The 18,344-nt window shown below is 72.8% G+C and carries 17 protein-coding genes; 3 read left to right on the forward strand and 14 right to left on the reverse strand.

Annotation, left to right across the window (positions count from 1 at the left end):
- Positions 1 to 43 precede the first annotated feature (43 nt).
- From efeB to dnaG, 5 genes are all read right to left on the reverse strand, one after another.
- Positions 44 to 1,318 carry an iron uptake transporter deferrochelatase/peroxidase subunit gene (gene efeB / locus amrb99_RS43650; RefSeq protein ID WP_190867763.1) on the reverse strand — a complete coding sequence of 425 codons (1,275 nt, stop codon included), beginning with the start codon at positions 1,316 to 1,318 and terminating at the stop codon, positions 44 to 46.
- The gene (gene efeO, locus amrb99_RS43655; RefSeq protein WP_190867766.1) at positions 1,315 to 2,442 is read right to left on the reverse strand and encodes an iron uptake system protein EfeO; all 1,128 of its coding nucleotides are present in this window, start codon (positions 2,440 to 2,442) and stop codon (positions 1,315 to 1,317) included. The genes efeB and efeO overlap by 4 nt, the downstream gene beginning before the upstream one ends.
- Positions 2,443 to 2,548: 106 nt before the next feature.
- Complete coding sequence (locus tag amrb99_RS43660; RefSeq protein WP_190867768.1) at positions 2,549 to 3,019, reverse strand: heavy metal-binding domain-containing protein; 471 nt, start codon at positions 3,017 to 3,019, stop codon at positions 2,549 to 2,551.
- 190 nt (positions 3,020 to 3,209) lie between these two features.
- Positions 3,210 to 4,355, reverse strand: a complete 1,146-nt coding sequence (gene rpoD, locus amrb99_RS43665) for an RNA polymerase sigma factor RpoD (protein ID WP_208270801.1) — start codon at positions 4,353 to 4,355, stop codon at positions 3,210 to 3,212.
- 71 nt (positions 4,356 to 4,426) lie between these two features.
- On the reverse strand, positions 4,427 to 6,379 hold the full coding sequence (gene dnaG / locus amrb99_RS43670; RefSeq protein WP_190867773.1) for a DNA primase: 1,953 nt from the start codon (positions 6,377 to 6,379) through the stop codon (positions 4,427 to 4,429).
- 185 nt (positions 6,380 to 6,564) lie between these two features.
- On the opposite strand from dnaG, the gene amrb99_RS43675 reads away from it, so the two are divergent.
- Entirely contained in the window at positions 6,565 to 7,839 is a 1,275-nt protein-coding gene (locus tag amrb99_RS43675; protein ID WP_190867775.1) for an ABC transporter ATP-binding protein, read from the forward strand.
- Positions 7,840 to 7,872: 33 nt separating this feature from the next.
- On the opposite strand, the gene amrb99_RS43680 is transcribed toward amrb99_RS43675, so the two are convergent.
- From amrb99_RS43680 to amrb99_RS43710, 7 genes are all read right to left on the reverse strand, one after another.
- On the reverse strand, positions 7,873 to 9,393 hold the full coding sequence (locus amrb99_RS43680) for a sulfatase-like hydrolase/transferase (protein WP_347257117.1): 1,521 nt from the start codon (positions 9,391 to 9,393) through the stop codon (positions 7,873 to 7,875).
- Positions 9,390 to 10,385 carry an aliphatic sulfonate ABC transporter substrate-binding protein gene (locus amrb99_RS43685; protein WP_190867787.1) on the reverse strand — a complete coding sequence of 332 codons (996 nt, stop codon included), beginning with the start codon at positions 10,383 to 10,385 and terminating at the stop codon, positions 9,390 to 9,392. Before amrb99_RS43685 ends, amrb99_RS43680 begins: the two co-directional genes overlap by 4 nt.
- A gap of 2 nt (positions 10,386 to 10,387) precedes the next feature.
- Positions 10,388 to 11,215: an ATP-binding cassette domain-containing protein gene (locus amrb99_RS43690; protein WP_190867777.1), complete on the reverse strand. Its 828-nt coding sequence runs from the start codon at positions 11,213 to 11,215 to the stop codon at positions 10,388 to 10,390.
- On the reverse strand, positions 11,212 to 12,012 hold the full coding sequence (locus amrb99_RS43695; protein WP_190867791.1) for an ABC transporter permease subunit: 801 nt from the start codon (positions 12,010 to 12,012) through the stop codon (positions 11,212 to 11,214). The genes amrb99_RS43690 and amrb99_RS43695 overlap by 4 nt, the downstream gene beginning before the upstream one ends.
- Positions 12,009 to 12,980, reverse strand: coding sequence for a hypothetical protein (locus amrb99_RS43700; RefSeq protein WP_190867780.1), 972 nt, complete (start codon positions 12,978 to 12,980; stop codon positions 12,009 to 12,011). Before amrb99_RS43700 ends, amrb99_RS43695 begins: the two co-directional genes overlap by 4 nt.
- On the reverse strand, positions 12,977 to 14,149 hold the full coding sequence (locus tag amrb99_RS43705) for an ROK family transcriptional regulator (protein WP_190867781.1): 1,173 nt from the start codon (positions 14,147 to 14,149) through the stop codon (positions 12,977 to 12,979). The genes amrb99_RS43700 and amrb99_RS43705 overlap by 4 nt, the downstream gene beginning before the upstream one ends.
- 139 nt (positions 14,150 to 14,288) lie before the next feature.
- The gene (locus amrb99_RS43710) at positions 14,289 to 15,698 is read right to left on the reverse strand and encodes an aminotransferase class I/II-fold pyridoxal phosphate-dependent enzyme (RefSeq protein ID WP_190867782.1); all 1,410 of its coding nucleotides are present in this window, start codon (positions 15,696 to 15,698) and stop codon (positions 14,289 to 14,291) included.
- 82 nt (positions 15,699 to 15,780) lie between these two features.
- Here amrb99_RS43710 and amrb99_RS43715 point away from each other — a divergent pair, with 82 nt between their 5' ends.
- Entirely contained in the window at positions 15,781 to 16,395 is a 615-nt protein-coding gene (locus amrb99_RS43715; RefSeq protein WP_190867783.1) for a TIGR03086 family metal-binding protein, read from the forward strand.
- Positions 16,392 to 16,793 carry a hypothetical protein gene (locus amrb99_RS43720; RefSeq protein ID WP_190867784.1) on the forward strand — a complete coding sequence of 134 codons (402 nt, stop codon included), beginning with the start codon at positions 16,392 to 16,394 and terminating at the stop codon, positions 16,791 to 16,793. Before amrb99_RS43715 ends, amrb99_RS43720 begins: the two co-directional genes overlap by 4 nt.
- On the opposite strand, the gene amrb99_RS43725 is transcribed toward amrb99_RS43720, so the two are convergent.
- On the reverse strand, positions 16,757 to 17,134 hold the full coding sequence (locus amrb99_RS43725) for a MerR family transcriptional regulator (protein WP_190867785.1): 378 nt from the start codon (positions 17,132 to 17,134) through the stop codon (positions 16,757 to 16,759). The genes amrb99_RS43720 and amrb99_RS43725 overlap by 37 nt on opposite strands.
- 34 nt (positions 17,135 to 17,168) lie before the next feature.
- Positions 17,169 to 18,053: an alpha/beta hydrolase gene (locus amrb99_RS43730; RefSeq protein ID WP_190867786.1), complete on the reverse strand. Its 885-nt coding sequence runs from the start codon at positions 18,051 to 18,053 to the stop codon at positions 17,169 to 17,171.
- Positions 18,054 to 18,344 lie beyond the last annotated feature (291 nt).

Genomic DNA, 18,344 nt, shown 5'->3' on the forward strand with positions numbered 1-18,344 from the left:
TCAGCGGGTCTCGTGGCTGCATCAGCGGGCCCTAGGCGAACCGTCAGGCGAACAGGGTCTCGCCCCAGTGGCCGCCCTCCTTCACGCCGGGCGGGCACGCGAAGATGCCCGATCCGACGTGCTGGACGTACTCGTTCATCGCGTCGGACGCCAGCGACTCCTGGATCTTGATGAAGCCGGTGCGCGGGTCGCGCTGGAACGCGATGAAGAACAGGCCCGCCTCCAGGCGCCCCAGGCCGTCCGAGCCGTCGGTGAAGGAGTAGCCGCGCCGCAGGATCCGCGCGCCGCCGTTGGAGTCCGGATGCGCCAGCCGGACGTGCGCGTCCGGCTTCATCCGCGCCAGGACGGGCTTGTCGCGCTCCTTCTTCTCCCCCACCGGCGCGCCCTCGGACTTGCTCCGGCCGAAGACGTCCTCCTGCTCGCGCAGGGACGTCCGGTCCCAGGTCTCGATGTGCATCCGGATGCGGCGCGCCACCAGGTACGAGCCGCCCGCCATCCAGTCCGAGCCGTCGCCCTTGCCCGCCCAGACGTGCTTGTCGAGCAGCTCCGTGTCGTTGGTGCCGATGTTGTCCGTGCCGTCCTTGAAGCCGAACAGGTTCCGCGGCGTCTGCGCGTCGGGGGTCGTCGAGGACGTCTTGCCGAACCCGAGCTGCGACCAGCGGACGCCGACGACGCCCATCCCGATCCGCGCCAGGTTGCGGATGGCGTGCACCGCCACCTGCGGGTCGTCCGCGCACGCCTGGACGCAGATGTCGCCGCCGCTGCGGTCCGGGTCGAGGTTCTCGCCGGAGAAGCGCGGCAGGTCCACCAGCGCGGCCGGGCGCCTCGCCTTGATCCCGAACCGGTCCTCGCCGTCCTTCTCGAACAGCGTCGGGCCGAACCCGATCGTCAGCGTCAGCCGGGATGGGGGCAGCCCGAGGGCCTCGCCGGTGTCGTCCGGCGGCGCCACCCCGACCTTCGGGATCGCGCCCTCGCCGATGGCCCGCCCCGCGGTCATGTCGGCCGCGGCCTTCGTCCAGTCCTTCAGCATCTGGACGAGCTTGCCGCGGTCGCCGGTGGTGACGTCGAACGCGGCGAAGTGCAGCCGGTCCTGGACGGCGGTGGCGATGCCCGCCTGGTGCGCGCCGTAGAACGGGACGGCGGCCGCCGTGCCGGAGCCGCCGGTGTCGGCGGAGGCGACCCGGTCCAGGCCGGCCCCCGCGGCGGCGCCGACCAGCAGGCTGGCGCCGGAGAAGCCGAGCATCCGGCGCCGGGACATCCCGGCGCGCGGCGCGTCCGGCGAGGCGGACCCGGGGTCCGACGGACGGGACTGCGTCATTTCGCCACGACCTCCGCGAGCTTGGACAGCGGCTCGCCCAGCGCGTTCACCGCGTCGGCGAGCTTCTTCCGGTCGTCCTTGCCGACCTTGTCGTAGGAGACGTAGCCGTCGCCCTCCTCGTGCTTCTTCAGCAGCGCGTAGACGGCGTCGAAGTTCTCGTCGAGGTCCTTGGCGAGCTGCGCGTCCTTCTCCTGGACGACCGGCTTGAGCAGCTCGTAGGCCTTCTTCGCGCCGTCCACGTTCGCCTTGAAGTCGACGAGGTCGGTGTGGCTGTAGGTCTCCTCCTCACCGGTGACCTTGCCGGTGGCGACCTCGTCCAGCAGGCCCTTCGCGCCCGCGGCCATGTCGTTCACCGGGTCGAGGGTGAGGCCCGGCAGCCGGCCCTTCAGCGTCTCCAGGTCCGCGAGGAGCCGGTCGCCGTACTTCTCCTTGCCCTTGACGGAGCCGTCCTTGAACAGCGCCTTCTCCAGCAGGTGCCAGCCGGACCAGTCCTGCTTCTCGTCCGGCTTGAGGTCGGCCTCGCGGGTGTCGACCTTGCCGTCGATGTCGCTGAACTTCTCCGCGACGGACTCGATCGACTCCCAGCCGACGCGGGACGGCGCGTACAGCTTCTTCGCCTTCTCGACGTCGCCGGCCTTCACCGCCGCCACGAACGGCTTGGTCTGGGCGATGGTGTCGTCCAGCTGGGCGATGACGTACGCCTTGTAGTCGGTGGCGGCCTTGGTGAGCCGCGGGTCGGCGCCGCCGCCCTGGCCGGTGACCGTGACCTCCTGCGAGGGGCCCTTGCCGGTCTGCCCGGCGCTGCACAGCAGCTTGTACTTGCCCTCCGGCAGGTTCACCACGAAGTTCACGCTGGTGCCGGGGCCGATGTTCTCCCGCTCGGCGAGGATGCTGCCGTCCTGCCTGAGCACCTCGAACTCGTTGACCTCGGAGCCCTTGTTGGTCACCTTGAAGGAGTTCTTGCCGGCGGGCAGCTCGGTCTTGCCGACCTCGCACTTGTCCTTGGACGCCGTCACCGGCACGGCTCCGGCGGCGTCCGCCTTCCCGTCACCGCCGCACGCCGAGAGCAGGGACATCGACACGGCGGCCACGCCGCTGAGGGCGAGCACGGAGACAGGACGCATGGGCGGACTCCAGGATGCAATGGTTAGGCTCACCTAAATTAGCCAAGCCTGCCCTCACTACGTCAAGTCGCCCCCGCGACAGTGAGGCATCCCACGGTCCGGGCGGTCAGCGCGGGCGGTCGTTGATGCCCATCGTCAGGTTCCGCGCGGCCATCGGCGGGCCCGACTGCGGGTCGCCGTACGGCGGCAGGTGCCCCTGCTGCGAGTGCTGGAGGTGCTGCGACGCCTGGTGGTGCGGCGCCGGCTCGCGCACGGCGGGCTCCGCCCACACGGCCGTCCCGTACGCGCACACCTCGTGGCCCCCGCCGGGCAGCGCCGCGGTGTCGAACCGCATCCCCACCACGGTGTTCGCGCCCTTGCGGCGCGCCTCCTCGCCGAGCCGGTCCACCGCCTCGCGGCGCGCGGCCGCGAGCCCGAGCGCCGGGCGGTCGCCCGTCACCCGGAACGTCGCGCTGCTCCCCGCGTGCCCGGGCTGCTGCATCCCGGCCTGATCGGTCTGGACGGCCGTCCCCAGGACCTCGCCGAGCACGCTGCGGATCTCGTACCCGGCCACGCCATCAGTCGTCACGATCAGCATGGCCATTACGGTAATCCACCATCCGCCCGAAATGCGACGTCAAGCACCGGATCCACGGGACGCGCCGCGCACGGCGAGCGATCGGCGCGCAGGGCGAGCGACCGCCCTCCGGACCGCTCGGGCCCGGAGGGTGGTCGCCCCCTGTCGCTCTCCCCCGCCCGATCCCCCGGTCCGGGCGGTCGGATCGCCGCTACTCGAGGTACTCCCGCAGCATCTGCGCGCGGGACGGGTGCCGGAGCTTGGCCAGGGTCTTGGACTCGATCTGCCGGATCCGCTCCCTGGTCACGCCGAACTCCCGGCCGACCTCCTCCAGCGTGCGCGGATGCCCGTCGGTCAGGCCGAAGCGCAGCTGGATGATGCGCTGCTCCCGTTCCGACAGCGTGCCGAGGATGTCCTCGAGCTGGTCCTGCAGCAGGATGAACGCGGCGGCCTCGATCGGCACGACCGCGTCCGCGTCCTCGATGAAGTCGCCGAGGTCGGAGTCCTCCTCGCCGATCGGCGACTGCAGCGAGACCGGCTCCTGCGCGATCCGCTGGATCTCCACGACCCGGACGGGCGGCAGCCCCATCTCCAGGCCGATCTCCTCGGGGGTGGGTTCGCGGCCGAGGTCCTGGTGCATCTGCCGCTGCACGCGGACCAGTTTGTTGATCGTCTCCACCATGTGCACCGGGATCCGGATGGTCCTGGCCTGGTCGGCGATCGCGCGGGTGATCGCCTGCCGGATCCACCAGGTGGCGTAGGTGGAGAACTTGAACCCCTTCGTGTAGTCGAACTTCTCGACCGCACGGATGAGTCCGAGATTTCCCTCCTGGATGAGGTCGAGGAACAGCATTCCCCGGCCCACGTACCGTTTCGCGATCGAGACCACCAGCCGCAGGTTGGCCTCGATCAGCCGTTGCTTCGCCCGGACGCCGTCGCGGGAGAGCAGTTCGAGGTCGATCCGCTCGGCGTGGGAGAGGACGGCCGTGCGCGCCATCTTCTCCTCGGCGAACAGCCCCGCCTCGATCGATTTCGCCAGTTCTACTTCATCTTCTGCCGTGAGAAGCGGTACGCGACCGATCTCTCTCAGATAGATCCGGACCAGGTCGCTCGTCGGCGCCCGCTTGCCGAGGTCTCCCTCATCCGCTCGCGCGACGTCCTCGGTCTCCTGCTGAGATTCGAGGACCTCTACCCCCTGCTCTGCGAGCATCCGGACGACCCGCTCCAGGGAGTCGTCCGGCAAGTCCGAGCGATCGAGAGCGGCAGCGACGTCTTCGACGGTCACACCGCCGCGCTCTCTGCCGCGTGCGACGAGGTCCGCCACCTGATCAACCGATGGCGCCTCGCTTGGCAGCACCGAAGGGCCCACGGAGACAGTCTGCGACAGATGCGGCCTAGATCACAGGACCCATTTCGCGGTAATACCGGCTACTGGGATCCAAGCCCTCGCTCCCGCAACACCCGTCTCTGCTGCTCAAGCGCGACAAGATCGCCGAAGAGCCGGTTGTACTGTTCGGGGTCCTCGACCGGATTCAGCCGCTGGAGTTTAGATTTGACGTCGGCGATCATGCGGGTGAGCTGGCGTTCCTGTATTCGGGCCAGCAGTTCCACGGCATAGCGGTCGTCCGATTCCTGTGCGGACCGTACCGGCTCGACTCCGAGCATCGTGATCAGGTCCTTGACCTGGTCGTTCGGCGCCCTCTCCAGCAGCATCAGCGCCCACTCCGAGGCGTTGCCCGCCGCGGTCACGCCGCCCGCCTGCGCGATCACCGCGCGCACCGCGGCGTGCGGCGGCGCGATGAACGCACCCTCCGGGACCTCGTCGAACACCGGCCCGAGCATCGCCGGACGCTGCACCGCCAGCTTCAGCAGCTCGCGCTCGCGCTGCACCTCCGGGTCGTTCGGGTCGTAGGCCGGCCGCCGCGGCACGGCCCCGTTCCCGTTCCCGCCGCCGTTCCCGTTCCCGCCGTTGCCGTTGCCGTTCCCGTCGCCGTTCTGCGGGCCGGCGCCGCGCCCGTTGCCGCGGCCGTTGCGCGCCTGCGCGTGCCGCCGGTTCGCCAGCTCGCGGACCCGGCGCAGCACGAACTGCTCGTCCATGATCCCGAGCCACCGGTCCAGGCTCACCGCGTACATCTGCCGCAGCGCCCGGTCCTTGATGGCCGCGACGACGGGCGCCGCCGCGTCCAGCGCGGCCAGCCGCCCCTCCGCGGTGTCCAGGTCGTGCTGCTGGATCGCGCTGCGCACCGCGAACTCGAACAGCGGCAGCCGCGACGCCACCAGGTCGCGCACCGCCGCGTCGCCGTGCCGGATCCGCAGGTCGCACGGGTCCAGGCCGTCGGGCTGGACGGCCACGAACGTCTGCGTGACGAACTTCTGCTCGTCGGCGAACGCGCGCAGCGCCGCCTTCTGGCCGGCCGAGTCGCCGTCGAAGGTGAAGATCACCTCGCCGCGGAACTCGTCCTGGTCCATGAGGAGCCGGCGGAGGATCTTGATGTGGTCGTCGCCGAACGCCGTCCCGCAGGTGGCGATCGCCGTCTGCACCCCGGACAGGTGGCAGGCCATCACGTCGGTGTAGCCCTCGACCACCACGGCCTGCCGCCGCCGCGCGATCTCCTTCTTCGCCAGGTCCGCCCCGTACAGCACCGAGCTCTTGTGGAACAGCGGCGACTCGGGGGTGTTCAGGTACTTCGGCCCGTCGTCGTCCTCGTAGAGGCGGCGCGCGCCGAACCCGATGACGTCGCCGGACAGGTCGCGGATCGGCCACATCAGCCGGCCGCGGAACCGGTCCATGGGGCCGCGCCGCCCCTCCTTGGCCAGGCCGCCGGCGACGATGTCGCGGTCGGCGAACCCGCGCCCGCGCAGGTGCCGGACGAGGCCCTCCCACTCGCGCGGCGCGAACCCGACGCCGAAGTGCGCCGCGTCGGCGGCCTCGAAGCCGCGCTCGGACAGGAACGTGCGGCCGATCGCGCCCTCGGGCGAGGCGAGCTGCTCGGCATAGAACTCGGCCGCCGCCTTGTGCGCCTCCAGCAGGCGCGCGCGCTGCCCGGTGTCCTGGCGGGGGCCGCGCCCGCCACCGTCCTCGTAGCGGAGCTGGATGCCGACCTGCGCGGCGAGCCGCTCGACCGCCTCGGAGAACGACAGGTGCTCGATCTCCTGGACGAACTTGATGACGTCGCCGCCCGCCTCGCAGCCGAAGCAGAAGTACAGCCCGCGCGAGGGGGTCACGTTGAACGACGGCGACTTCTCGTCGTGGAAGGGGCACAGGCCCTTGAGGTTGCCGCCGCCCGCACTGCGCAGCTGCAGGTACTCGCCGATGACGTCGGCGATGGACGACCGCTCGCGTACGAGCGCGATGTCCTCATTGCGAATACGGCCTGCCACAGCGAAGGAGTCTACGGCGCCCCGGCGACATCCAAGGCATCACAACTCGACAGGTATCGCGGGTCGGAGACGTGGCCGGACCCGGCCTTGTTAACGGCTGGTAACCCTGCGCCAGCTATGGACAAACGGATTGTGACGCGATGAGATGGCGCACCGAGTTCTTGCCCCACCCCCCAGGCGGACCGATGACGGATGTTGTGCTGGACGGCGTCGAGAAGGTCTATCCAGGCGGGCAGGTCGCCGTCCGCAAGGTCCGGCTGCGGATCAACGACGGCGAGCTGTTCGTACTGCTCGGGCCGTCCGGGTGCGGGAAGTCCACCATCCTGCGGATGATCGCCGGGCTGGAGGAGATCACCTCCGGCGACCTGTGGCTGAACGGGTCGGTCGCCAACGACCTGCCGCCGCGCGACCGGAACGTGGCGATGGTGTTCCAGGAGGGCGCGCTCTACCCGCACCGCACCGTCAAGGGGAACATGATGTTCCCGCTGGAGGTGTCGGGCGACGACCGCGCGGAGGCGTCCGCGAAGGTCGTCGAGCTGGCGCGCGCGCTCGGCCTCAACACGATGATCGACCGGCTGCCGGGCACGCTGTCGGGCGGCCAGCGGCAGCGCGCCGCGATCGGCCGGGCGCTGATCCGCGAGCCGTCGCTGTTCCTGATGGACGAGCCGCTGTCCAGCCTGGACGCCGGGCTGCGCACCGAGCTGCGGGTGGAGATCGCCGCGCTGGTGCGGTCCAGCCGCACCACCACCGTCTACGTCACGCACGACCAGATCGAGGCCATGACGATGGCCGACCGGATGGCGGTGCTGCGCGACGGCGTCCTGGAGGACGTCGGCACCCCCGAGCAGATCTACGAGGACCCGGCGACGGTGTTCGTCGCGGCGTTCCTCAGCTCCCCGCCGATCAACCTGCTGCAGGCGACGCTGTGGGCGGTGGAGGGCGAGGGGCTGCTGCTCGACCTCGGCCCGCAGCGGCTGACGATCCCGTGGGACGACCCGCGCGCGTCCTCGCTGATCAGCCATCACGGCCGGATGGTGATCGTCGGGATCCGGCCCGACACGCTGATCCCGATCGCGCCGGGCTCGCCCGCCCGGCAGGGGACGGTGCTGTCCGGGCGGGTCCATTCGCTGGAGTTCCACGGCCACGAGTGGCTCGCCTACGCGCAGGCCGGCATCCCGACCGTGGACGCGAACGAGTTCGGGCGGCCCCGTCCCGCGCCGGCGCCCGCGGCCGCGCAGCCGGGCCTGCGCGACCGGCTGCGGGAGATGCTCGGCCGCCCGTCCGGCGAGCCCGGCCGGGCCGAGGAGCACGAGGGCCACCACCGCCGCTCCGACCTGATCTTCCGCGCGAACCCGGGCCAGCGCCCGAACCGCGGCGACCACGTGGCGCTGACGGTGAACCTCGACCGGATGCTGCTGTTCGGCGCGGACGGCCGCCGCGTCACGCCCGTCCAGCGCTGACGGACGTCCCCCCGCCGGGGCGGGCCGCGGTCCTCAGGTCTCCTTTCCGTACACGCCGGCGCCGCGCTCGAACGCCGAGAGCGTCGGGTCGTGGTCGAGCGGCCCGGTGTCGGACATCACGCTCATCCAGTGGTGGAAGTTGTCGCCGCGCTCCACCAGCAGCTCGTAGAGCCGGCGCGTGAGGCGGCGCCGGACGTCCGCGAGCTCGGGGTGGTCGACGCGGTTGAGCAGCTCGTGCGGGTCGGCGTCCAGGTCGTACAGCTCGTCGCGGGACTCCGGGTTGACCACGAGCTTGTACCGGCCGTCGTGGATCATCCGCTGCGGGTAGGGGAAGTGGTGGCCGTGGAACTCGGCGACGCACTCCCGCCGCCACGGGACGTCGCGCCCCTCGACCAGCGGCAGGACGCTGCGCCCGTCGACCGCCGGGGACGTGTCCTGCCCGGCGAGGTCGAGGATGGTGGCGGTCAGGTCCATGAGCCCGACGAACTCGCCGCTGACGCGTCCCTCCGGTGCGCCGGGGACCCGGACGATGCCGGGCGTGCGGTAGATGTCCTCGTACATGGCCGGGCCCTTGTCGTGCAGCCGGTGCGCGCCGGTGAACTCGCCGTGGTCGGCGGTGAACAGGACGGCCGTCGAGCCGTCGAGACCGAGGTCGGCGAGGGCGGCCAGGATGCGGCCGATCTCGTGGTCGATCATCGCCACGTAGCCCCGGTAGACGGCTATCAGCTCGCGGGACACCTCCTCCGGCAGCGTGTCGTAGGTCCACAGCTCGCTGTACCGGCGCTGCACGGCGGGCTTGCCCTCGAACGTCTCGGCCACCGACGCGGGCAGCTCGACGTCCGCCGGGTCGTAGCGGTCGTAGTACTCGTCCGGGAGCAGGTACGGCAGGTGCGGTCCGAAGAAGTGGGTCGCGAGGAAGAACGGGCGGCGGCCCGTCCTGTAGTCCTCGGCGTACCGCTCCAGGTGCTCGATCGCGCGAGTGGCGAGGTAGTGCTCGAACGTCGCCTCCAGCGGCTGGCTCAGCCGCGCCGCGAGCAGGTTGCCGGGCCTGCGGTTCGGCAGCGTCCCCCGGATCGGGTTCGTGATCGCGAACGGGGGGAGCCCGCGTTCCTCCAGGTAGGCGAGGTAGTCGGGGTGGTCCACCGGGTTGTGCCAGCCGGGCAGGTGCGGGCCGTCGAAGCCGTAGTGGCCCGCGCTCCGCTCGGCGCCGACGTGCCATTTGCCGATGAGGCCGAGGTTGTATCCGGCCTTGGCGAGCGGCTCGGCGAAGGTGAACTGGCCGTCGGCCAGCTCGTCCAGGTAGCCGACGTTGCGCTCCCGGTTGGCGAGCAGCCTGTGCCGGAACGGCGCGTACCCGGTGAGCAGGCTGGCCCGGGCGGGCGCGCAGATCGCGGTCGGCGTGTAGGACCGGTCGAAGCGCGTGCCCGCCGCCGCCAGGGCGTCCAGGTGCGGGGTGCTCACCGAGCCGTCCGCCGCGTAGCAGCCGAGCGTGTCGACCCGGTGCTGGTCGGTCATCAGGAACAGGATGTTGCGGGGCGCGTCCGCTCCGGTCACTTGCCGGCCGCCTTCGCGTACAGGTCGCCCGCGTAGTAGGTGTCGGCCTTCGGCACGGACTTCAGCTTCCCGGACTCGGCGAACAGCGCGGACAGCCCGTCCAGCCACTTGGCGACGGTCCCGTCCTGCGTCTTCGCGACGAGGTCGGCGGTCGCCGGGTACTCGCCGTTCGCGGCGTCCGCCTTGACCTTGTCGACCGGCAGCTTCATGAACGCCGCGGTCAGCTTGACCGTCTCGTCCAGGTGCGCGGCGCGGTAGTCGGCGGCCTCCTGGAGCACCCGGTCCAGCTTGGTGACCAGCTCGGGCTTGCGGCTCGGCAGGTCGGGGGCGCTGACGAACGCGTTGGGGAAGCTCATCGCCGGGTAGAAGTCGCGGTCGCCGGCGAGGTCGACCAGGTCCGGCTTGCGCTGCTTGATCGTGTCGATCAGGGGGTACCAGATGCCGGCCGCGTCGATCTGGCCGGAGGCGAACGCGGACACGATCGTCGTCGGGTCCATCGCGACCTTCTTCACGTCCTTGGCGGTCAGCCCGGCCCGCTTCAGCGCGAGCGACAGGATCATGTCGCCGGACGTGCCCTCCGGCACCCCGACCTTCTTGCCCTTCAGGTCGGCGACCGTGCGGATCCCGCGGCCCGGCTGGGCGATCACGTGGTCGGCGAACCCGAGCCCGTTGATCGCGATGATCTTCGCCTTGCCGGACGCGGGCAGCCAGAACGCCCCGGGGCCGATGTAGCCGGCGTCCAGGTCCCCGGCGCCGAGCGCCTGGATCTGCAGCGGGCCGTTGGTGAACACCTTCGTCTCGGGCTTGAGGCCCTGCTTCTTCCACAGCCCCTGCTTCTCGGCGATCGCGAGCAGGCTGGAGCCGTTGAAGTCGGCGATGTAGCCGAACCGGACCTTCTCCGACCCGCCGGACCCGGCCTTCGCGTCGCCGCCGCAGCCGGCCGACGACAGGGCCAGCACGGCCGCGGCGAGTCCCGCCAGCGCGGTGCGCATCCTCACGTGGTGTTCCCTTCCTGGTGGTAGACCGCATGCCAGATGCGGTTGCGGATCTCCGCGAACTCCGGGGACAGCCGCACCTCCTCGGTGCGGGGGCGCGGCAGGCCGACGTCCACGACCTCCTGGACGCGGCCCGGCGAGGCCATGACGACGACCCGGCCGCCGAGGTAGACGGCCTCGTCCACGTCGTGGGTGATGAACAGGACCGTGCGGCGCTCCCGGCCCCAGATGTCGAGGAGCCGGTCCTGCATGCGGACGCGGGTCAGCGCGTCGAGGGCGCCGAACGGCTCGTCCATCAGCAGAATCCGCGGCTCGGCGGCGTAGGCGCGGGCGAGCGCGCAGCGCTGCCGCATGCCGCCCGACAGCGTTCGCGGATGGGCGTCGGCGAAGTCGCCGAGCCCGACGAGGTCGATGAAGTGCTCGGCCCGCGCCCGGCGCTCCCGCCGCGGCACCCCGGCGACCTTCAGCCCGAACTCGACGTTCCCCCGCACGGTCAGCCAGGGGAACAGCGCGTACTGCTGGAAGATCACGCCGCGTTCCGGGCCCGGTCCGGTGACCGGGCGGCCGTCGACCAGCACCTCGCCGGAGGTCGGCGGGACGAGCCCGGCGGCGACGCCGAGCAGCGTGCTCTTGCCGCAGCCGGACGGGCCGACGACGGTGACGAACTCCTCGTCGGCGATGCCGAGGTCCACCCCGCCGAGCGCGGTGACGTCGGTCCCGCCGCCGGCGGCCGGGTAGACCTTCCCCACCGCGCGGAACTCGATCTTGGCGGCGTCCGGCGGGGCCGCCTTTCCCGTTCGGGCGCCCTCCGGGCGCGTCCCGTTCACCGGCGGTCCTGCCAGCCGCCGAGCCGCCGCTCCGCGAGCAGCAGCAGCCGGTCCATGAGCAGGCCGAGCACGCCGATCGTGATCAGCCCGACGAAGATCGTGGGGAGGTCGTAGTAGACCTGGGCCTGCTGCATCCGGAAGCCGAGCCCCTGCTGCGCGGCGATCAGCTCGGCCGCCACCAGGGTGGCCCACGCCGAGCCGAGCCCGATCCGCATCCCGACGACGATGAACGGCGTCGAGGCCGGGACGACGACGCGGGTGAAGATGACCCGGTCCCCGGCGCCCAGCACCCGTGCCGCGTTGACCAGCGTTGGGTCCACCCCAATCACGCCCTGAAAAGTAGAGATTACGCACGACAGGAACGCGCCCAGCGCGATCACCAGGATCTTCGGCGTCTCGCCGATGCCGAGCACGACGATGGCCAGCGGGATGATCGCCAGCGGCGGGATCGTCCGGAAGAACTGCACCCACGGCTCCAGCAGCCCGCGCGCGACGCCGTACCAGCCCATCAGGAAGCCGGCCGGGACCGCCAGGGCCGTCCCCAGCGCGAACCCGAGGAGCACCCGGCGCAGGCTGGCCAGCGCGTCGCCCTCCAGCGTCCCGTCGCCGAGCAGCTCGGCCGCGCGGTGCGCCACCCGGACCGGGCCGGGCAGCCCCTGGACGCCGAGGCCCGCGAGGAGCGCCCAGAGCCCGATGCCGAGCAGCAGCGCGATGAGGTTGAGGCCGAGTCCGCGCGCGCGGGACGGCACCCTCCGGCGCCGGGCCTCGCGCACCGGCTGCGGTGCCGGTGCGGTCACGGTGCCCAACGCCCCACCTCCTCGGACGAGAGCTCCAGGGTGCGCAGCTCGTGGGCGCCGTCCGCCCGGGTCATCTCGTAGTAGAGGCGCACGCGGCCGCCGCCCTGCGGGACCGCGTCCACGTACCGCACCGATCCCGTCCCGGACGCGGACGCGACCGCCGGCCCGTCCGGCGTCAGCCGCTTCCAGCCGAGCAGGTCGGACGACCAGGCGAGCCCGGTCTTCTCCTCGTAGTTGCGGGTGTGGTCGGCCTCGCCGTCGTAGAAGCCGAGGTATCCGCCGCCGGTCTCCACGACGCTGTTGAGGCGGGCGGCCCAGCGGTCCCAGCCGGTTCCCGGCGCGAAGACGGTCCCGCGCCACTTCCACGTCGTCCCGTCGTCGGCGCTCTCGGCGAGCGCCGACACCGAGTCCGACAGGCCCGTGTTGTGGATGTCGGCGGTGGCGTGGGCGCGCTCGCGGTCCTCGTCCGAGAGCGCGGCCCGCGCGGCGCTGACCAGCATCACCAGGCGCCCGTCCGCGGTGCGCACGACCCGCGGGTCCTTGACGCCCTCCGTGCCGGTGGCCGCCGCGGTGAACACCGGGCGCCGCGCCGCCACGTCGAACCCGTCGGGCGCCGCCGCCTCGGCCACGTCGATCCGCCACCGGCCGTCGGCCGGGTCCACGTAGCTCAGGTACAGCTGGTACACGCCGTCCAGCCGCCGGTACAGGCTGAAGCGCTCCATCGAGGGCGTGCCCAGCTCGCCCTTCTCCACGGCCCAGACGTCCTCGAACGCCAGCCCGTCGTCGCTCACCGCGATCGCGCAGCGCCAGCCGCGCTCCGCGCCGGCGGCGCCGCGCGGCCGCCGGCGCCGGTACGTCAGCAGGTGGCGGCCCTCGTCGCGCAGGACGCCGGGACAGCCCACCCAGTAGCCGGGCTCGGCCCGCTCGGGCTCGAACACCGTGACGCCCGCCTCGGGGTCGAAACTCATACGGGGGTCCCTCCTGCCATCAGAAACGGATAGCCCGCCAGGAGCGGGGAGTCATGGGCCACCAGGGCGATCGCGCCGAGCGCGCCCGCCCCGGGGCCGAGTGCCGCCGGGCTCAGCCGCAGGTCGCCGCGGACCACCGGCAGCGCGTGCCGCCGCAGCGCCTCCTCCGCCGGGCCGAGCAGCGCTCCGCCGGCGGCCGCCAGCTCGCCGCCCACCACGACCCGCTCGGGGGCCACGGTGTTGCAGACCCCGGCGAGGACGAGGCCGAGCGCCCGCCCGGCCCGCTCGAACGCCGCCCGCGCCGCGGCGTCCCCCGCCTCCAGCGCGGCGAGCGCGCCGGGCAGGTCGTCGCTGCCGCTCGCGTCCAGGACGGCGGGGATCGACGCGTAGGTCTCCAGGCAGCCGCGGCCCCCGCACCCGCACGGCGGCCCCGCAGCGTCCACCGGCACGTGCCCCACCTCCCCGGCCGTGCCGTCGGCGCCGCGCAGCAGCCGCCCGTCCGCCACGATGCCGCCGCCGACGCCGTCCGAGAGCCGCACGTAGACCAGGTCGGACGAGCCCGCCCCGGCACCCCGCACGGCCTCCGCCAGCGCCGCCAGCCGGGTGTTGTTGTCGGCGGCGACCGGCACCCCGAAGTGCTCGCCGACCGCCTCCGCGACCTCCCGCGCCGCGCCGCCCGGACGCCCGTCGCGCCCCCGCGGCACGGGCCCGGTCACGCCGACGCCGACGCCCGTCAGGGGCCCGAGGTCGACCCGGAACGACTCGACCAGGGCGCAGGCGATCCGGACCCGCCGCGCCCACGGAGTCGACCGGGCGTACGAGCGCGTCCCGGTGGCAGCCACCTGCTGCGCGGCGTCCGCGACGGCCACGTGCACGCGGCGGTGCCCGAAGTCCATCCCGAGCGTCCGGCCGGCGGCGGGGTTCAGCGTGATGAGCTCGGCCGGACGCCCCGGGGCGCGCCGCCCGGTGGCCGCCGCCGTGGTGGTGACCACGGCGCCGCGCTCCTGGAGCGCGCCGACGATGTCCGACAGCGTCGACCGGGACAGCCCCGACAGCCGGGCGATCTCGGCCCGGCTCAGCGGGCCGCGGGCGCGCAGCAGCGCGAGGATCCGCTCCTCGTGCCCGCGCCGGACCAGTCCGAGGACCCCGGGCTCCGCACCGGACGCCATGCCGCTCCCCGTTCTGTCGAGACTCCGGACAAAATCTCCGCTGGTGAGAGAGGAGGCTAACAGCCTCTAAATCGGTTTTCCATACGGATTTAGTGGACTATTGGGTGAAGCGGGTCACAGCGGCCGCGGCGCGCTCCAGCTAGCCGAGGATGCGCCGCAGCCGGCGCAGGCCCTCGCCGATCTCCGGCAGCGTGACGGCGCCGTAGCCGAACACCAGCCCCGGCACCGCCGGCCCGTCGACGGCGAACTCCGACAGCGCGAACAGCCCGACGCCCTCCGCCAGCGCCTCGCGGACGACGGCGGCGTCGTCCGCCCCGTCCGGCAGCGTCGCGCTCAGATGCAGGCCCGCCGCCGACGGCACCACCTCCAGCCGTCCCGCGAACAGCGTCCCGAGCAGCTCCGCGACCCGCTCGTGCCGGGCCTGGTACTCCCGCCGCGACCTGCGGATGTGCCGCGCCAGCAGGCCCTCGTCGATGAACCGGGCGAGCGCCGCCTGCGTCGGCAGCTCCGCGTGCCACGACGACACGTACCGCGCCATCCGGAACGCGCGGTGCAGCGACGGCGGCGCGACGAGGAACCCGATCCGCAGCACCGGACGCATGATCTTGGAGAAGGTGCCCATGTAGAGCACGCGGCCCCCGTCGTCCAGGCTCTGCAGCGGCTCGATCGGCCGCCCGCCGTACCGGTACTCGGTGTCGTAGTCGTCCTCGACGATCACCACGTCCCGGCGCCGCGCCCACTCCAGCAGCGCGCGGCGGCGCGGCAGCGACATCGGCATCCCCAGCGGGAACTGGTGCGACGGCGTCACGTAGACGGCCCGCGCGTCGTCCGGCAGCGCGTCCACCCGCAGGCCCTCCGCGTCCACCGGGACGCCCCGCACCCGCATCCCCGCCGCGTGCAGCAGCATCCGCACCGGCGGATACCCGGGGTCCTCGACCGCCACCACGTCCCCCGGCTCCAGCAGCACCCGGACCACCAGGTCCAGCGCCTGCTGGATCCCCGACGTCACCACCACGTCCGCCGCCGACGCCCGCACCGACCGCGACACCCCGGCGTGCCGGGCGATCGCCTCCCGCAGCTCCGCCAGCCCCGCCGGGTCCCCGGCCGCCGCCGGATCGCCGAGCGCGGACGGCCGGAGCCGCCCCGCCATGATCCGCCGCCACGACTCGTACGGGAACAGCCGCACGTCCGGCAGCCCGGCCCGGAAGTCCCAGGTGATGCCGGGCATCCGGTGCGGCCACACGCCCACCTCGTCCCAGACCCGGCGGGGCCGCAGCGGCGACGCCACCGGACGCTCCCGCTCCTGGAAACCGGCGTCCCGGACGAACGTCCCCGCCCCCACCCGGCTCTCCAGGAACCCCTCCGCCGCGAGCCGGTCGTAGGCGACCGCCACCGTGTTCCGCGAGATCGCCAGCCGGCGCGCCAGCTCCCGCGTCGGCGGCGCCGCCTCCCCCGCGCGCAGCCGCCCGTCCAGGATCGCGGCCCGCAACTGCCGGTAGATCTGGCCCGCCAGATCCTTCCGCCCGACGAGGCTCACGTGCAGGTCCACGCGTCCGACCCTAGACCGGCTCAGTCGTTTTCCGCGTTTTTGGCCCTGTACCTGAGCCACTCGCCGTTCCTACGGTGGCCGTATGGACCCGCTGACCGAACTCCTCACCACCGACTTCCGGCCCCTGGACCGCCAGGCCGCCGACCTCTACCTCGCGGCCGTCGCCCAGGTGAAACCCGACGCGCTCGCCCTGCCGACGCCGTGCCCCGACTGGACCCTGCACGGCCTGCTCCGCCACCAGGTCAGCCAGGACCAGGGCTTCGCGGCCGCCGTGCGCGGCGACGGCGCCCGCCTGTCCAACTGGCACGGCGGCGACCTCGGCGACGACCCCTACGCCGCCGCCGCGGCCTCCCTCGACCTCGTCACCGAGGCGTTCGCCGGGACGGCCCTCGACGCCGGGCTCGTCCTCCCCGAGATCCGCGACGGCGGCCCCTTCCCCGCCTCGCTCGCGATCAGCTTCCACTTCGTCGACCTCGTCGTCCACGCCTGGGACGTCGCCGCGACGATCGGCGCGCCCTGGGAACCCGGCGACGACCTGGTCACCGCGTCCCTCCAGGTCGCCGCGATCGTCCCGACCGGCGCCGACGACCGGGGCCCGGGGACGTCCTTCGCGCCCGTCGTCCCGTCCGCGGACGGCGCGTCCCCCCGGGACCGCCTCCTCGCCCTCCTCGGCCGCTCCCCCTCGTGGACCCGATGAAGAGCTGGCGGCCGGGCCCCGCAGGCGGCCGCGGACCGGTGCTGGTGAGCGTCACCGACTTCACCTGCGCCCACGCCTCCGACCTCCCGAAGGTCTACCGGGCCGGCCTGACCCTGCGCCGGGCCTGGCCCGGCCTCCAGGGCGCCGTCGGCCTCTGGCTGTGGACGAAGCCGCTGGAACTGCGCAGCGGCTCCGTCTCCGTCTGGGAGTCCGCCGAGGACCTGCACCGCTTCGTCGCCTGGCCCCCGCACGTCGCCATCATGCGCCGCTTCCGGGACCGCGGGACCGTCCGCGCCCACACCTGGACCGCGGACGGCTTCGACCCCGCCGGGACCTGGACGCGCGCCGCCCGCCTGCTGGCTCAGGCCGGGGAGCCCTCGCAGACCGCGCCCCGATAGAAGCCGATCTTGAACTTGACGTGCTCCTGCTGCTCCCGCAGCCGGGCGATCTGCTCCTCCACGCGGCGGTCGTGCGCCTGCAGCAGCTCCAGCCGCTCGCGCACGGTCTCCGCGCCGCCCCGCGCGAGCTCGGAGTACCGGAGCATCTCCGCGATCGGCATCCCCGTCTCGCGCAGGCACCGCAGCATCCCGAGCCACTGCAGGTCGCTGTCGCTGAACACGCGCCGCCCCGAGGCGTTCCGCGCGATCCCCTCGAGCAGCCCGATCTTCTCGTAGTAACGCAACGTGTCGATGCTGAAACCGCTTTTCTCGGCGGTCTCGGCCGGAGAATAGGAGCTCACGCACACCAGGATCCCACCTGGAGCCCACTCCAGGTCAATCCCCGCCGGGTCGCCGCTCCAGGAACCCCGCCACGGCCTCGGCGAACCACCGGGGGTCGTCGAGCCAGGGGAAATGCCCGGCCCCCGGCTGCACGACCGCCGTCCCCCGCGGGAACATCCCCGCGATCTCCTCCGCGACCCGGGGCGACGGCCCGCCGTCCAGCTCACCGGCCAGGACCAGGACCCGCGCCTCCAGCCCCGCGACGACCTCCCGCGCCGCCTCCGGCGCGAACGCCTCCGGAGACGCGTACAGCTCCGCCGCCTCCTCGTTCGTCTCCGCGACCTCCCGCGCCGCATGCGCGCGCGCCGCCGCGTCCCAACGCCCATAGAAGAACGGCACCACCGCCTCCCAGTCGGCCTCCGACGCACTCCCCGCCCATACCGCCTCGAACGCGTCACGCCCCGCCGCGAACCAAGGCTCGCCCTTCCGCAACGCCGCCGCCTCCCGGCGATGCTCCACCGTGAAGTCGACCCCCAAGGCGCGCGCCCGCCCCGCGATTAGGACCAACGAGCGCACCCGCTGCGGATGTGCCACCGCATACAGAATCGCGAGGTCGCCACCCGCCGAATGCGCGAGCAGGTCAACGCGCTCCAGCCCCAGATGCCGCCGCAGGGCCTCCACATCGTCGACCTGCCGATCACACCGGTACGTCGTCGTGTCCGCTGGCCTGTCCGAACCGCCGGTGCCGCGCAGATCCAACATGACAAGCCTGCGCCGTCCGGCCAGCCCGCCGAGATCCCCGAGATAGGCGGAGGCCCGCATCGGCCCACCCGGAACGCACAGCAGCGGTTCCCCGCCTGCGCCGCCTGAGCGGTCAGCTTCTTTGGCCATCACGCTGTAGGCGAGACGCGTCCCGTCCTGACTCCTAAAAATCGGCATCCTGCATCTTCGCAGTCAGTGTCGGACGTCGTTCGGCCTTGAGCTTGTTCTCCTCGCGGTGCGGGGTGCGGGGTGCGGGGTGCGGGGTCAACGTGCTAACGGCTTCTCGAGAGGCACCTGGGTTGGTTCTCGGACGTGGTGCTCGGCCTTTGTGATGGGTGTTCTTGGCGATGGAGCGATGGAGCGATGAGGGCGGAGTGAGGGGGCCGGGCGAGGGGGCCGGGCGAGGGGGCCGGGCGAGGGGGCCGGGCGAGGGGGCCGGGCGAGGCGGCCGGGCGAGGCGGCCGGGCA

Source organism: Actinomadura sp. RB99, assembly GCF_014706005.1.
In the GTDB taxonomy this organism is placed as follows: Bacteria; Actinomycetota; Actinomycetes; order Streptosporangiales; family Streptosporangiaceae; genus Spirillospora.